Source organism: Ruegeria sp. HKCCA5839, from assembly GCF_013035585.1.
GTDB lineage: Bacteria > Pseudomonadota > Alphaproteobacteria > Rhodobacterales > Rhodobacteraceae > Ruegeria.
This window is the reverse complement of the sequence record NZ_WQIE01000003.1, coordinates 131,898-146,222: the sequence shown is the minus strand read 5'-3', so window position 1 is coordinate 146,222 and position 14,325 is coordinate 131,898. Positions and strand designations below refer to the sequence as shown.

9 protein-coding genes are annotated in these 14,325 nt (G+C 55.4%); 4 read left to right on the top strand and 5 right to left on the bottom strand.

Annotated features, from left to right (window positions below; all coding sequences use genetic code 11):
- The first annotated feature begins 296 nt into the window (after positions 1 to 296).
- The 3 genes from GOV38_RS10285 to GOV38_RS10275 are packed head-to-tail and all read left to right on the top strand — an operon-like array spanning position 297 to position 9,157.
- On the top strand, positions 297 to 7,793 hold the full coding sequence (locus GOV38_RS10285; RefSeq protein WP_171209929.1) for a GAF domain-containing protein: 7,497 nt from the start codon (positions 297 to 299) through the stop codon (positions 7,791 to 7,793).
- Between the two features lie 10 nt (positions 7,794 to 7,803).
- Positions 7,804 to 8,136 carry an Hpt domain-containing protein gene (locus tag GOV38_RS10280; protein WP_171133550.1) on the top strand — a complete coding sequence of 111 codons (333 nt, stop codon included), beginning with the start codon at positions 7,804 to 7,806 and terminating at the stop codon, positions 8,134 to 8,136.
- Positions 8,129 to 9,157 (top strand): adenylate/guanylate cyclase domain-containing protein, encoded by a 1,029-nt coding sequence (locus GOV38_RS10275; protein WP_171209930.1) that lies wholly within the window; start codon positions 8,129 to 8,131, stop codon positions 9,155 to 9,157. Before GOV38_RS10280 ends, GOV38_RS10275 begins: the two co-directional genes overlap by 8 nt.
- 471 nt (positions 9,158 to 9,628) lie before the next feature.
- Here the strand turns inward: GOV38_RS10275 and GOV38_RS10270 are convergent, their stop codons facing one another.
- The 4 genes from GOV38_RS10270 to GOV38_RS10255 all read right to left on the bottom strand — a co-directional run bounded on the left by GOV38_RS10270 (position 9,629) and on the right by GOV38_RS10255 (position 12,375).
- The gene (locus GOV38_RS10270) at positions 9,629 to 10,348 is read right to left on the bottom strand and encodes a hypothetical protein (protein ID WP_171209931.1); all 720 of its coding nucleotides are present in this window, start codon (positions 10,346 to 10,348) and stop codon (positions 9,629 to 9,631) included.
- Positions 10,349 to 10,507: 159 nt separating this feature from the next.
- The gene (locus GOV38_RS10265; protein ID WP_217352083.1) at positions 10,508 to 11,326 is read right to left on the bottom strand and encodes a DUF924 family protein; all 819 of its coding nucleotides are present in this window, start codon (positions 11,324 to 11,326) and stop codon (positions 10,508 to 10,510) included.
- Between the two features lie 166 nt (positions 11,327 to 11,492).
- Positions 11,493 to 11,786 (bottom strand): hypothetical protein, encoded by a 294-nt coding sequence (locus tag GOV38_RS10260; protein WP_171209932.1) that lies wholly within the window; start codon positions 11,784 to 11,786, stop codon positions 11,493 to 11,495.
- 100 nt (positions 11,787 to 11,886) lie between these two features.
- A complete protein-coding gene (locus GOV38_RS10255; RefSeq protein ID WP_171209933.1) occupies positions 11,887 to 12,375 on the bottom strand; it encodes a thioredoxin family protein in 489 nt (162 codons plus the stop codon).
- Positions 12,376 to 12,552: 177 nt separating this feature from the next.
- Between GOV38_RS10255 and GOV38_RS10250 the strand changes: the two genes are divergently transcribed.
- Positions 12,553 to 13,398 carry an alkaline phosphatase family protein gene (locus GOV38_RS10250; protein WP_171209934.1) on the top strand — a complete coding sequence of 282 codons (846 nt, stop codon included), beginning with the start codon at positions 12,553 to 12,555 and terminating at the stop codon, positions 13,396 to 13,398.
- On the opposite strand, the gene GOV38_RS10245 is transcribed toward GOV38_RS10250, so the two are convergent.
- The gene (locus GOV38_RS10245) at positions 13,395 to 14,318 is read right to left on the bottom strand and encodes an alpha/beta hydrolase (protein WP_171209935.1); all 924 of its coding nucleotides are present in this window, start codon (positions 14,316 to 14,318) and stop codon (positions 13,395 to 13,397) included. The genes GOV38_RS10250 and GOV38_RS10245 overlap by 4 nt on opposite strands.
- Positions 14,319 to 14,325: the final 7 nt, after the last annotated feature.

Below are 14,325 nucleotides of genomic sequence, written 5' to 3'. Positions count from 1 at the left end.
AAGTCGGCAATAGACGGCTGCTTTGCGCCTTTTGCGACAGCAGCAAAAACACCAAAACGGACTGCAACCGAAACTATTGTTTAGGCCTGTTCGATACACCGCAGCTCGAATGGTTCAACTACAGCGCGAAAAGCGCTGCTTCCACATATTTACCGCGTTCTGAGATATTGAATTCAATTCACTGTCGGCATTGCAGACAAAGCTCTTTTCCCTCGTTTTCGGGTGATCCGTATCACTTGACTTGGCCATCATGACCAGAAGAAGCTCTTCGCAATCAATTTGGGATACGCGAAACAATGGCTGGCAACAAATCTGCTTCGACAGATCCACGCGCTGGTGCACAGCTAGCTGATCAAGTTGCGCAAAAACGCCTTGACGCGACCACTGCGATCCTGTCGCTCATCAATGAAAACCCCGAAGACGAACAGCCCGTCTTTGACGCGATCCATGAACATGTTGCCCAACTCTGCGACGCGCCCTTCTCGGGGATTTTCCTCAAAGACGCGACAGGCGATCACCTGACGCTCGTCTCCCACGTTCGGTCCAACCCAGCCTACACCGACGCACCGGGTCATGTCTGGCCTCTTGACGACCCTAGCGGCCACGTACGCGCCTTTGTCAAAAGCGAAGTGGTGCATATCAAAGACCTACGAAAAACCAAAGCGTTCAAATCCGGGCACCCCCAAACCGTGAAAGCGGTCGAGGAAGAAGGCATCAGAGCATTCCTCGGCGTGCCCATGAATGGGCGCGATGGTGCCATAGGGTCCATCGGCGCCTACCGCAAAGATTCCCGCCCCTTCACCGATAGCGAGATCGAACTGGTCAAAACCTTCGCCGCGCAAGCTGTGATCGCGATCCAAAACGTCCGCCAGTTTCGCGAGGTTCAAACGCGGCTCGAACAGGAAAAAGCACTAGGCGAGGTTCTGAATGTCATCAGCCAAAGCCGGGACAATGAACTGCCTGTGTTTGACACGATGCTGGAAAACGCGTGCCGGTTGTGTGGCGCGCAAAGCGCCTGGCTCGTTTTGGTTGATGACACGCGCAGCAGCTTCTCTTTGGTGGCTGCCCGTGGCCGAACACTCCAATCGGTCAAGGTTGGCGACAGCTATTCTCTCAGCAAGCCCTACCAGATTACAAAAACCATACTCGAAGGGATCACGACCGAAATCAGCGATCTGAGGGAGAGCGAAGGGTACAAATCGGGCGAAGAGGTTGCCGTTCAACTCGTCGAAAAAGAAGGGCACCGCGCCCGCCTGAATGTGCCCTTGATGAAAGGGGGGCAAGCTGTCGGCGCATTCATTATCGTCACGACAGAGCCGCGCAAATTCAAACCCGATGAAATTGCCCTGCTGGAAACCTTCGCTGCGCAGGCTGTCATTGCGCTCGACAACACCCGACAGTTCCGTGAAGTGCAGGAACGATTGGACCGCGAGAAGGCGTCAGCAGAAATTCTCGACGTGATCAGCCGGTCGCGTGACGATGAAACACCTGTATTCGAGGCCATCCTCGACAATGCGCAGCGCCTGTGCAACGCGCCCATGTCTGCACTCGTTCTCGCCGAACCCAATGATACGCTTCAAACGCTCGGGGCGCACCGCAATCTGCCCGCAAAAACGGTCGAGTTGTATGAAACCGGGCGGATGCCTTTGGACGGGGACACATCCTACAACGCCCGCTCAATCCTCGAGGGTCGTCTGATCCAGTTCGCGGACATGAAACAAAGCGACCTTTATGCTTCGGGCAGCCCAGTTGTGCGCTCGATGGTCGATGACTCCAACATCCGCAGCGTTTTGTTCGCCCCCATGATCAGCGGTCGCAGGGCGATTGGGACGATCACATTGATCCGCCACGATATCGACCCGTTCAGCGACGCCGAAATCGCTCTGGTCGAAACATTTGCGGCCCAAGCGGTCATTGCCATCGAAAACGTTCGCCAGTTCCGCGAAGTACAAGACCGGCTAGAGCGTGAGGCGGCCTCAACGAGAATCTTGGAGGTGATAAGCAAAAGCCGAGACGATGAACGGCCGGTCTTCGAAGTGATACTAGAGTCTGCGACAAAGCTAATGGGTTCTCCATTTGCAGGCCTGCATATGTTGGACCCGACCGACGACACGGTGCGCTTGGTTTCACAGCTTGGTTTGCGCCCCGACACCCTGAAGGCGCATGACTTTACCTCACCACTGGCAGCACCAGTGATCGTTGCGCGTGCCGTCAAAGAATGCGCCGTCATGCATGTTCATGACTTGGTAGACACACCGCTTTACTCTGAGGGTAACCCGCTGCGTACCGCGATGGTCGACGTCGAAGGCGCGCGGACCGCATTGGTTGTTCCATTGGTCAGTCAAGGAAAAGGCATCGGCTGCTTGTGGATATTCCGCCGCAAAGTCAAAGCCTATTCAGACGATGAAATTGCATTATTGCAAAGTTTCGCGGCCCAAGCTGTCATCGCCATCGAAAACGTTCGCCAGTTCAGCGAGGTGCAGGAACGGCTTGAACGCGAACAGGCCTCCGCAGAAATTCTCGAAGTCATCAGCCAGGCCCGTGAAGACGAAAACCCCGTCTTCAATGCGATCCTCGAAAACGCAAGCCGTCTGTGCAAGGCTCCGTTGGCCTTCCTCACCGTGGCAGATCATGCCCAAGGCATTGCCACCATCCCCGCCAATATTGGCGCACGGTCCGAATTCAGCGTCGCGCTGGGGGAGTTTGCCGAACCGCTCGACCGCACGGACCTTGTCGCCATCAGGCCCATGCATGACGGCGCGGTCATCCGGCAGGATGATATAACAGACGACCCCATGTATTACCGAGACCGTGATCCCAAACGTGTCCTTCTCGCCGACATGGAAGGCGCACGGTCCGTTCTCGCTGTACCTCTTATGAAAGACGGTCAGGGGCTAGGTGTCATCGTCCTCTATCGGCGCGAGGTGTCGCCCTTTACGGACAACGATGTTGACCTGGTCAAAACCTTCGCCGCCCAGGCCGTCATAGCGATGGAAAACTCGCGTCAGTTCCGCGAATTGAACGAAACGCTCAATCAACAGACCGCCACCGCTGACGTGCTCAGGACGATCAGCGAGGATGCGTTTGACCTGCCCACCGTCCTGCAAGCGCTGATCACAACCGCTGCGCAGTTGTGTGACGCGTCGATCTGCATCCTTTTTGACCGACGCGATGACGCGATGCATATGGGCGCGAACTACGGCTGTTCAGAGGATATGGTGGCGTTCCACAAGGCCAACCCTAATCCGATTGATCGTAGCAACGTGGCCGGACGGGCCGTTCTTGACAAGAAAAGCATCCATGTCCCGGACGTCACGCAAGACACCGAATACACGCTCAAGCAATCTTATAAACTCGGCGGTTGGCGCTCGATCATCGCGGTGCCGCTCATCCGCAACGATGAAGTCATCGCCGTCCTCGCTCTCTCTCGCCCCAAGGCCGGGCCGTTTTCCGACCGCCAGATCGAGCTGGTAGAAACCTTCGCCGACCAGGCTGTGATCGCCATCAACAATGCCAATCTCTTTGCCGAAGTACAGGACCGCACCGCAGAGGTTACGCAGGCGCTGGAATACCAAACTGCATCGTCCGAAGTGCTACGTGTGATCTCAGCCTCTCCCAACGAACTGTCCCCGGTTCTTGACGCAATTCTGCAAGAGGCGTCGCGCATCTGCGAATTGCAGGACGCATATGTCGCGATGCTGAACCCGGATGATGGACTGTTTCATGTGCAGTCGACACTCACGAAAGATTCCGATTTCGCGACATATCTGCGCACGCATCCCATGGCTCCGGGCACCGACAGCGTGAGCGGGCGGGCCATCCAGTCAAAAGAGACCCATTACATCGAAGACGTCGATGCTGATGCCCACTACACGTGGCAGGACAATGCCGGTGTTGGGCTCTACAAATCCCTCCTCGGCGTTCCCCTGATCAAGAATGGCACGGTCGTCGGTGTCATCTCACTCGGTGCCCCGGTGGTGTCCGGGTTCTCGACCAAACAAATCCAGCTGCTGGAAACCTTCGCCGATCAGGCTGTGATCGCCATTACGAACGCCAACCTGTTTCAGGAGGTCGAAGAGCGCACCGCCGAAGTCACGCAAGCGCTGGAATACCAGACGGCCACCTCCGAAGTGCTCGAAGTCATCTCGCGCTCACCGAACGAGGTGGACCCGGTCCTCAAAACGATCCTGACGGTCGGCGTGCGCATCTGCCAGTCCGAGGCCTCGTATGTCGCGCTTTTGAACGAAGAAACCGACATATACGACATCGCTGCGACTCATAATTCAAGCGACGCACATTATGACGTCATCCGAAAGCAAGTCTTTTCGCGCGATAAAGGCACTGGTACGGGCCGGGCCGCGCTGACAGGCAGGACGGTCTATATCCCCGATTTTTCAACAGACCCGGATTACGCGTGGAAAAACGAAGCGCTCGCCGCGGGTTTCCGCTCATCCCTGAGCGTGCCCCTGATCAAGGACGGTGTGACTCTTGGCGTGATCTCGTTTGCCCATTCGCAGATAGACGCATTTTCCGAAAAACAGATCGCACTTGTTGAAACCTTTGCGTCCCAAGCCGTCATTGCGTTGAACAACACCCGCCTTTTTGACGAGGTGCAGGCAAGGACGGCAGAAGTTGAAGAAGCTTTGGAATATCAAAAAGCGTCTTCCGAAGTGCTTGAAGTTATCTCGCGCTCGCCAGACGCGTTGGAACCGGTGCTAGAAGCTTTGCTGGCCGTTTCATCGCGCATCTGTCGGCTGCAAGACGCATTTGTCGCGCTCAAAAGCCCCGATGATGGCAAGTACCACTATTTTACCGGACACAATGTATCGGAAGAGTTTGCCGATTTCATCAGAGCCAATCCATTTGAACCGGGTGAGGGATCGACAACGTCGCGTTGTTTAAAGAGTGGGCGCGCCGAATACGTTGAAGATGTGAACCTGGACCCGAATTACGCCCCCGCGTTCCGCCCGAATATCAGCGGCTATAGGTCGGTCTTGGGTGTTCCTCTGATTGCGGATGGCGAAACCATCGGCGTGATCAGCATGGGCAGCCGCGATGTCGCAGCATTCGACAGAAAGCAAATTAGGTTGATGGAAACCTTCGCCGCGCAAGCTGTGATCGCGATCCAAAACGCGCGGCTCTTTGATGAGGTTCAGGCGCGAACAGCCGAGGTTGAAGAGTCGCTTGTGCGCGAGCAAGCGAATGCCGAGATTTTGCAGGTGATCAATGAATCCTCGGCCGATCTGCAACCCGTCTTTGACCTCATGGTGAAACGCGCGGCCGAACTTTGCAACGCGCGTTTCTGCGTCCTCGATCAGTACGACGGGAAATCCTATACCTACCAGGCTCAATACGGGTTCACACGAGATATGATCGACGAGCTCGACGCTGGTTATGAGCGCAACGCGCCTCAGGGTCATGTCGGGTACGAGGTCATCACGCGCGGTGAGATCTATGCTGTAGCGGATGCGCAGACCCAGGGCGATTACCTCTCAAACGACTTTGCGCAACGGCTGGGGTTCCGCCATGTCCTCGGCGTGCCAGTTCGGGTGAACGGCGCGGTGGAATTCGCCATCGTACTCGGCTGGCCGAGCGCCGAACCGCCCGCAACCGCGCATGTGGACCTTGTCCAGAACTTCGCCAACCAGGCCAGCATCGCGATCCAGAACGCACGTCTGTTCAACGAAACGCAGTCCGCTCTGGCACGGCAAACCGCAAGCGCGGACGTTCTGAGGGTTATCAGCCAGTCACCAACCGACACGACTCCTGTTTTCGAAGCCATAGCGCGCGCGGGCACGCATTTGCTCGCCTGTGATCGTGTGACCGTCATCTTGCGACATGCAACAAATGAGACGTTTGTGCCGATCGCGGGTTCGAACAAGGATAGTCCATTGGCAAATCTGTCTTCATCCGAAGTAAAGATTGATCCGACTTTGAACTACCCGTCCCGCGTTCTGACCGATGGGAAAATGATCCACATCCCGGATACGAGCGTGATTGATCCGTTGCCCTATGAGGTGGACACCTTCGCAAAGTTCAACATCAAATCGGTTTTGTTTTTGCCGCTCATGCGGGATGGCAAACCAATTGGGGTTTTGATCTTCGCACAGAACAAAACACCCCGCGCTTTCACCGAAGATGAGATCAAGCTCGCCAATTCATTTTGCGACCAAGCTGTCATTGCCATCGAAAACGCGCGCCTGTTCAAAGAGGCTGAGGATGCCCGCAAGGCGGCCGAAGAAGCAAACGAAGCCAAAAGCGCCTTTCTCGCCACCATGTCCCACGAAATCCGCACGCCGATGAATGCTGTGATCGGGATGAGCGGCCTTTTGATGGATACCGACCTGGACGCTGAACAGGCGGATTATGTCGGGACAATCCGGGATAGTGGCGACGCGCTTTTGGGCATCATCAATGAAATCCTCGACTTCTCCAAGATAGAAGCGGGGCAGATGGATATTGAGGAACACCCGTTCGACCTGCGCGACTGTATCGAAAGCGCGTTGGATCTGATTAGCGGGAAGGCCGCGGAAAAAGGCCTTGAGATCGCCTACCTCATGGAGGACTCGGTTCCCCCCGGCATCAGCGCAGACCTGACGCGGCTGCGGCAAATCCTGCTGAACATGCTGTCGAATGCGGTGAAGTTTACAGAAACGGGCGAAGTGGTTGTCAATGTCGCCGCTAAACCCGCAGACAATGGTCATGTGGACGTGACCATAACTGTGCGCGATACCGGAATCGGTCTGACCAAAGCCGGGATGAAAAGACTGTTCCAGTCCTTTAGCCAGGCCGACAGCTCAACCACCCGTAAATATGGTGGAACTGGCCTGGGTCTTGCTATTTCCAAACGTCTGTCCGAACTCATGGGTGGCACCATGTGGGCCAGCAGCGATGGTGCTGGCAAAGGGTCAACCTTCCACGTAACCATCCGCGCCAAACCGGCCGACCTGCCCGATACCAAAGCGCGCAGCCTGATTGGCAAGCAATCCGAACTGATCGGCAAGCGCATTATGGTGGTCGATGACAACGCCACCAACCTCAAGGTGCTGTCGCTGCAAACCCAGAAATGGGGCACCAAGACGCAAGCCTTTGACAACCCCGAGGACGCAATCCTCGCCATCGACAAAGGTGCGCAATTCGACCTTGTCATTCTGGATATGAACATGCCGCAAATGGACGGGCTCGCTCTGGCCCGCGCGCTGGAAAAACGCGTACCCGACCTGCCCCGCGTTCTGTTCAGTTCGCTGGGTCTGCGCGACATCGAAGCACAGGACAACCTGTTTCAGGCGTACCTGTCCAAACCACTGCGCCAATCGCATCTGTTTGACACTATGGTCACGCTTTTTGCGCCCAAGGACGCGCCGAAATCGGACAAGAAACGCCCAGCCAAACCAAAAACCGATCCGGACATGGCCAAAAACCACCCGCTCCGCATTCTTTTGGCCGAAGACAACCTCGTAAACCAGAAACTCGCTATGCGGCTTCTCGAACAGATGGGCTATCGCGCCGACCTTGCCAGCAACGGGGCCGAAGCTGTCGAAAGCGTTGCGCGTCAGACATATGACGTGGTGCTGATGGACGTACAGATGCCTGAAATGGACGGGCTTGAAGCGTCGCGCAAACTCAACGCGACATACGCCAAAGACCGACCCAAGATCATCGCCATGACAGCGAATGCCATGCAGGGCGACCGCGAAATGTGCCTTGAGGCCGGCATGGACGACTACATTCCCAAACCCATACGCGTGGATCGTTTGATCCAGGCGCTTCTCGATACGCCCGCCCGCGATTAGGAAAATTTTTATGACCCAGGATTTGATAGACCCCACTATTTTTGAAGAATTGCAAGAAGCTATGGGCCCAGAGTTCGCAACCGAGCTCCTGGACACATTCCTCAACGATGCGGCCAACATGTTTGCCAGTCTGGAACAGGCCGCCTTGGCTCAGGATGCCGACGGCTACCGTCGCGCAGCGCATTCGATCAAATCCAATGCACAAACTTTTGGGGCCACCGCGCTCGCCGATCAGGCCCGGACCATTGAATTGGCTGGAACCATCAACACCGCGGCCATTGAACCGCTTCGCGCCATGTTCGAGGAAACCGCCACCGCATTGAAAGGCCTGATAGATGAGTGACATCCAAGGCAACCTTCTGATTGCGGATGACAACAAGGTGAACCGCCTGCTGATGTCGCGCAGCGTCGAACTTCTCGGTCATAAGGCCTCCGTTGCAGAGAACGGGAAAATTGCCTTGGAGATGCTCGCCAAAGAACCCTTTGATGTACTACTTCTCGACATTGAAATGCCAGAAATGGACGGGTTTCAAGTACTTGAAGCAATCAAGACCGATCCCGCCCTGCGCGATCTGCCGGTAATCGTCACCTCATCTGTCGAAGGCTTGGACAACATCGTGCGCTGTATTGAACTTGGAGCCGAAGACTACATTCCAAAGCCAGTCAACAAGGTCCTGCTCAAGGCGCGGCTCAACTCCAGCCTGGAAAAGAAACGGCTGCACGATGAACAAAAACGTTTGCTGAACCGCTTTGCCACCGAAGAGGTCGCAGACGATCTACAAAAATCCGGCTTCGCAATTGGTGGGCGGCGCGTTCATGCGACGATACTCTTTTGTGACATTCGGGACTTCACGGCACTGTCGGAAAACATGGCTCCGGAAGCGATTATTGAGCTGCTTAACACCTTCTATACGCTCATGTTCGAAGCTGTTTCCAGTTACGGAGGCATCGTCAGTCTCATGGTAGGCGACGGTCTGATGGCGATCTTTGGCGCACCTCAGCCGATCAAAAGCCCCGAACAGAGTGCTGTTGAAGCGGCCAAAGAGATGTTGGACATGGTTGCGGTGCTCAATGAAGAACGTGCTGCGGAGGGTGAACCCAAACTTCGACTTGGATTTGGAATTGCGACGGGAGAAGTTGTTGCTGGTTATGCCGGTACTGACGCTCGCGCGACGTATACCTGCATCGGCAAAACGGTAAACCGAGCGGCGCGGCTCGAAGCCCACACCAAAACCTCAGACTGCCGTATCCTTTTTGACACAGAAACCCATGACGAATTGATCGAACGCGACGGAGTCCACCGCATCGCCGATGCGCAATTCAAAGGCTTCTCCAACAGTATCAGCGTCTTCGCAATAAAATAGAGTTGTTTTAGATCCGCAATTCGCAATCAGACCAGCTTTGCAATCGCCAGCCTGCCAACCTCTTGTATACCGCGACCTTTGGGCGGGGGTGCACTTGACTCACCGTGCCCGCGCCGCGTTCCCACCGCAGGACGTCCTGATCTCAACAATGTCTTCAGGTGCCAATTCCAGACTGCTCACAAAGAGTAATCCTCGACCGTTTGCCGCGCGCGGTGAACTTTCAGGCTGTTGGTATGGCCATGTTGCACCTAAAGACTACGTCCTATGGCGGTAATTCCTCGACTAAGGGTTCGTAGATATCCGCCTGGTAAAGCTTACGTTTCTGATTGAGGCGCTCATTGTCCGAGGCTATCGGTTTCGAAGCGCCTAAGAGGTAATAAATCACGGATTGCGTAGAAAAAAGAACAGGCGCACAAGCCCGGAATCCGAACCAAGCCAATCAGCGCGAGCCCCTGTTTATCTTGCGCGGACTTACGCTCCGCTTGCATCACGAATAACGAGATTATCCAGCTGACCACGAAAAGCTTGGTTCTGACGGTACCACGTCCCAAGTTTGATTATGTCTATGCCATCGCTGATGACCACGGGCACAAAGTCGACCTTTCCAATGGACACGTTGTCCAGCAGGACATCAGTTTGGTTCGCAGTCTGATCAGCTATGATGCGGACCTGGCGCCACTGTTCCAGCACACGATCAAGGTTGGCGACGACGCGGGCCTTTTCACCCTCCGCGCCCTCAAAGCTCACTCTGAATTCCGGCTGAGCGTGCACCGCTACATCGGCTGTCAGGTGCCGAAGCTTACCGTTACTCCGTCCGGAAACGACAACCATTGTCTGCACAGGTGCGCTTGTTTCGTTTGGATTGGTCCAATCTTCGAGACGGAAATCGAACGCGATCTCAATAATGTCGCCCAGATTGCCCAGCTCTGCGGTTTCGATGACCAACGCGCCACCGTCACCTTGGGCATAAAAAGATCGCCCCGTTGGACCAGGCCCGAAGGCCGAAGTTCCGTCTTGCATCGAGACATCAACCGACACCGGTGCGAGGTTCTGTAGATCTCCTTCAAAGGCAAATTGAACAAATGCGCGCGGGTCAACGGTGGGTTGGTAAGTGGGTTGAGTTCCCCTCAAAAACCAGAGCGCCGTAGCGGCCACCAGTATAATCGCGAACCCAATCCCGGCGCGGGTCATGATCAATCTCCGTGAATGTCCAAATACAGCCTAAACTGTCATCGCGCAGAAGAACCTCAAATAGCTTTGTTTTTGAGGCGAGACATTGGTGACTCCAAGGCAATCTTGGGTCGGGGGAAAGGTCTGAAACCTCATCTCAAAGCTTCTGATCTCGGGTATCTACAACAGATCCCTGTATTGTTTTCCAAGATCTGTCTGGTGTGGGAAATCCCCTTTTGCCAGGTACTCGAGTTCAGCTTCGGTTGATTGGCGACCCAGAACCTCGTTCCGGTGTGGATGACGACCAAAAGCTGCCACGACCGCGCGGTGTAGTTTCGGTTGTTGCGGCGCCCTTTCATACAGTTCTTTCAAGTGCGCAGGAGCTTCGTCTGCAAGGGCCTCTGCAATCGCCACCGCACGATCCAAATTGGCAAGATGATCAGGACATTCGCAATGCTCGAGCGGGATTTTATACGCGGTTTTGTACCACACATTTTCGAGCGCATCGAAATGTCCGTTTTCGAATCCTTCAAGGCAGAGTTTCAAGGCTTTCGGGTCCTGAGAGAATGCCTTGGCGGCACCAGCCCAAACGGTTCGCGGAAACTGGTCCAAGATGATAATCAACGCAAATCGGCCTTCCGGAGTCTCAGCCCAAAAATCAAGTTCTCCGTCCGCAGCCAACTGCGTAATTTCCGAGTATTTCTCCAAAACCTCAGCATTGGCGCCACCGCGCATCCGCCACACCCAAAAATCCAAATGCTCCTTCGGATCGGGCGCGGAGCCTTCGGGAAACCAGAACTTAATGATCTCCTCAGGCGTGATTGCTGAACTGTTCATAAGACTGGCCTTTTGAATCGGCTGCAGGGCGACGTGCCAAACGGATAAATTGTTCGGCGCTGTAGTGCGCTTATCATATTTGGACGGCGAGCTGGAGGTCTTTTTCGAACGCTCGACCTCTCTCATCCTGACTGCATTGGATGCTTTGAGAGAATTCAGCATCTTAGGTTGAACTTAGAACTCGACCCTCCGCAATAGCCCATTCCTGCCATTCACCAACCGCTCAGAATGCTGCGGTCGCATCCCAAATAGCTGTCATTCGCTGCAAGCGCTCGATCGTTGAGGAGACCACGACTGAGTCGCGGAAAGTGCTACCGTACCAAGAACACTACCTCAATGCTTGCGCGAGTTCGCATGCCCGTGTTCTTTCCGCCGCAAATTCGCTGTTGGCAGAAACTGAAGCGTCAAGAATCAAATCGCTAAAACTTCCCATGCCACCGAACAACTCTTCGAAGAGTTGAACACAGTAGCCATCTGAATTTTCGGCGACTTGTCGCACGCGTGACAACTTCGCCGCCCAAAGATCTTCATCGTGTTTCAAAAGGGTGACCTCTAGCTTATGCAGGCTGGAGACAAATTCGAATACGTTAGGATGAAGCGTTTTTGGATCCATGTCCTTCATTGTTCCATTAGAATTTTTTAGCGTGCGACGATGCGAGCGACATGTAACTACGGGCTCAAAGCAGACAACACCATTCTAACTGGTAATTCACCCAATCCTTCTACCCAAACTGCTGAAAGTGACGCTCCAAGATGGGTTCCAGTTCCTCTTGATCTCGCATGCCGTGTAGGGTTTCGCGCAATGTGCCCTCACCGTCAAACAACAGCAACGTGACATGCGGGACGCCGTAGCGGTTGGCAAATCCTGCACCGTCTTGCTGGCTGATATCGGCAACCAGATAGAGCATTTCATCCTCGGCGAACTGCTTCATTGCTTTGCGCGCTTCGCGTTGCAACGCATTGCAAGTCGGGCATTGCGGGTCATGAACCTGCACGACCACCGGCGTACCCTGCCCGACACGCGACAGGTCTTGTTCAGCCTGCATGGCGCGAACCGAGCGCATCATGAAAAAGCTGCCAACGCCCACGACGGCAGCTGCAATTGCGCCGTTGCGCGCCAGCCTTAGAACGTCGCGACGCGATGCGCCTTGCGCTTTCTCTTCTTTTGCTTTTTGCAATTGCGCCTTTTTGCGTTTCGAAACCTTAGCCATCGTCCGACCTGTTCATTTTCCTAGGGCAGAATTGTATTCGCTTACGCTGTTGGGCGCATTCACAATCGCGGCATGTGGCGGACGCGATCTGGTTGCAAAAGATGTCGCTTTTTGCGTTGCCGATGACCGCGAGGCGCGTCAAACAGACGTCACCAGCATTGAACAAGGACGCCGGATATGGACCGCAAACTGCTGCTGATCATCCTTGACGGAGTGCCTTACCGCAACTTCCGCCGTTTGTTTGGCAATCTTGAGGGCTGGGTCGACAGCGGCGCGGCCCGCAGTTGGAAACTGCGCTCGGTTCTGCCTTCAACTTCGGCCAGTTGCTATGCCTCGATCCATACGGGTGTGACACCGCAGGAGCATGGCTGTACCGGGAACGGAAATGTCTTTCGGTTGGGTCACAAAGATATCTTCAGCCAGGTGCGCGCGGCAGGTGGCATTACAGGTGCCGTGACCCACAGCTTCTGGTCCGAGTTTTTCAATCGCCACCCGTTCGACTATGTGCGCGACGTGGAATATGACGAGCCCGAAAGCTCGACCATCAACCATGGACGGTTCCACTCGATGACCGGTTATGGCAAGGCCAATCAGATGACACCGTCAGATGTCGATCTTTTTGGCACGCTCACCAATCTGTGCCTGCGCTTTGGCCTTAACTACGGCATCCTGCACAGCTGCACTCTGGACAGTATGGGCCACCGGTTCTTCCATGATTGCGCTGAAATGGATCACGCCTGTTTCGTCATGGACGAGATGCTGGCCCCTTTCATCCCGCGCTGGCGGCAACTGGGGTACGAGGTGATCGTGACAGCCGACCACGGGCAAGACGCGCGCGGGCATCATGGCGGGCGCGACCCGCTGCAACAGGAGACGGCGCTTTACTACTTTGGTGACGCGGACGGGCCAGAGGCCGATACGGTGATCGACCAGCTGCAATTGGCGCCCACGATCCTGAACCGCCTTGGCGCACCGGTTGCAGATACGATGAAAGCTGAACCGTTTCTCATCGAGGCCCACTAGTCATATGGCCAGATTCCCTGCCCCAAAGCCTCAATAGCGACCGAGATCCGCTCGAAACTGTCCGCCGCCCTTTTCACAGTCATACGCGCCCGTAGGTATCCGTGGACAAGACCGGGTTCGTTGATCCAATGGGCATGACCAGCTGCTGCCGTGATCCGATCACAGTATTCGGGACCATCATCGCGGATCGGGTCGCAATCAGCAGTGACAACCACGGTTGGTGGCAGGTGCGAAAAATCAGTGTCATGCAGGGGCGCGTATGTTGGATCACCGTCCGGGGTGCCGTCTGCATAGCGGACAGTTTCGTAGAATTTTATGTCATCCAGCGTCAAAAGCGGTGCATGGGCGTGTTCGACATACGACCCCTTGGTTCGATCTCCGCCCAAACCCGGATAGATCAGCACTTGCCCCAGTATCTCAAGGCCCTGCCCGCGCGCGTGATGCGCTGTCGCCGCAGCCAGGTTGCCACCCGCGCTATCACCGGCCAGGACCAACGGATCACCAAATTCAGCAGCAGCCCAGCGTGTCGCAGCCCATGCGTCCTGAAACTGCGCCGGGTGGACATGTTCCGGGCATAACCGATAGTCGACCGACACGACGCGATACCCCGTTTGCGCACAAATCTCGGCGCAAACATCATCGTGGCTGTCCAACCCGCCCACGACAAAACCACCACCGTGAAAATAGACAACGGTGCGTGTGGGGTGGCCTGCGGTATAGACACGTACGGAAACACCGTCTGCCGAAAGGTCTTGTGTCGCAACCCCAGCGGGACGCGGTTGTCTAAAGTCAGCGCACATTGCGTCATAGACGCGCCGCTGATCGGCAACAGTCATATCGACCGCATCGTCGGGATAGCTTTCAGCCGTGCGGCGAATGAACGCCCAGGTCTCTTCGTCGATCAGGCGTTCATAGTCCATTGTCCCT

Excerpts from the sequence above, each read along its gene's own strand:
- GOV38_RS10280 (WP_171133550.1), top strand. The coding sequence starts at position 7,804 with ATGACCCAGGATTTGATAGACCCCACTATTTTTGAAGAATTGCAAGAA.
- GOV38_RS10250 (WP_171209934.1), top strand. The coding sequence starts at position 12,553 with ATGGACCGCAAACTGCTGCTGATCATCCTTGACGGAGTGCCTTACCGC.
- GOV38_RS10270 (WP_171209931.1), bottom strand. The coding sequence starts at position 10,348 with ATGACCCGCGCCGGGATTGGGTTCGCGATTATACTGGTGGCCGCTACG.
- GOV38_RS10245 (WP_171209935.1), bottom strand. The coding sequence starts at position 14,318 with ATGGACTATGAACGCCTGATCGACGAAGAGACCTGGGCGTTCATTCGC.
- GOV38_RS10255 (WP_171209933.1), bottom strand. The coding sequence starts at position 12,375 with ATGGCTAAGGTTTCGAAACGCAAAAAGGCGCAATTGCAAAAAGCAAAA.
- GOV38_RS10275 (WP_171209930.1), top strand. The coding sequence starts at position 8,129 with ATGAGTGACATCCAAGGCAACCTTCTGATTGCGGATGACAACAAGGTG.
- GOV38_RS10265 (WP_217352083.1), bottom strand. The coding sequence starts at position 11,326 with ATGCTGAATTCTCTCAAAGCATCCAATGCAGTCAGGATGAGAGAGGTC.
- GOV38_RS10260 (WP_171209932.1), bottom strand. The coding sequence starts at position 11,786 with ATGAAGGACATGGATCCAAAAACGCTTCATCCTAACGTATTCGAATTT.
- GOV38_RS10285 (WP_171209929.1), top strand. The coding sequence starts at position 297 with ATGGCTGGCAACAAATCTGCTTCGACAGATCCACGCGCTGGTGCACAG.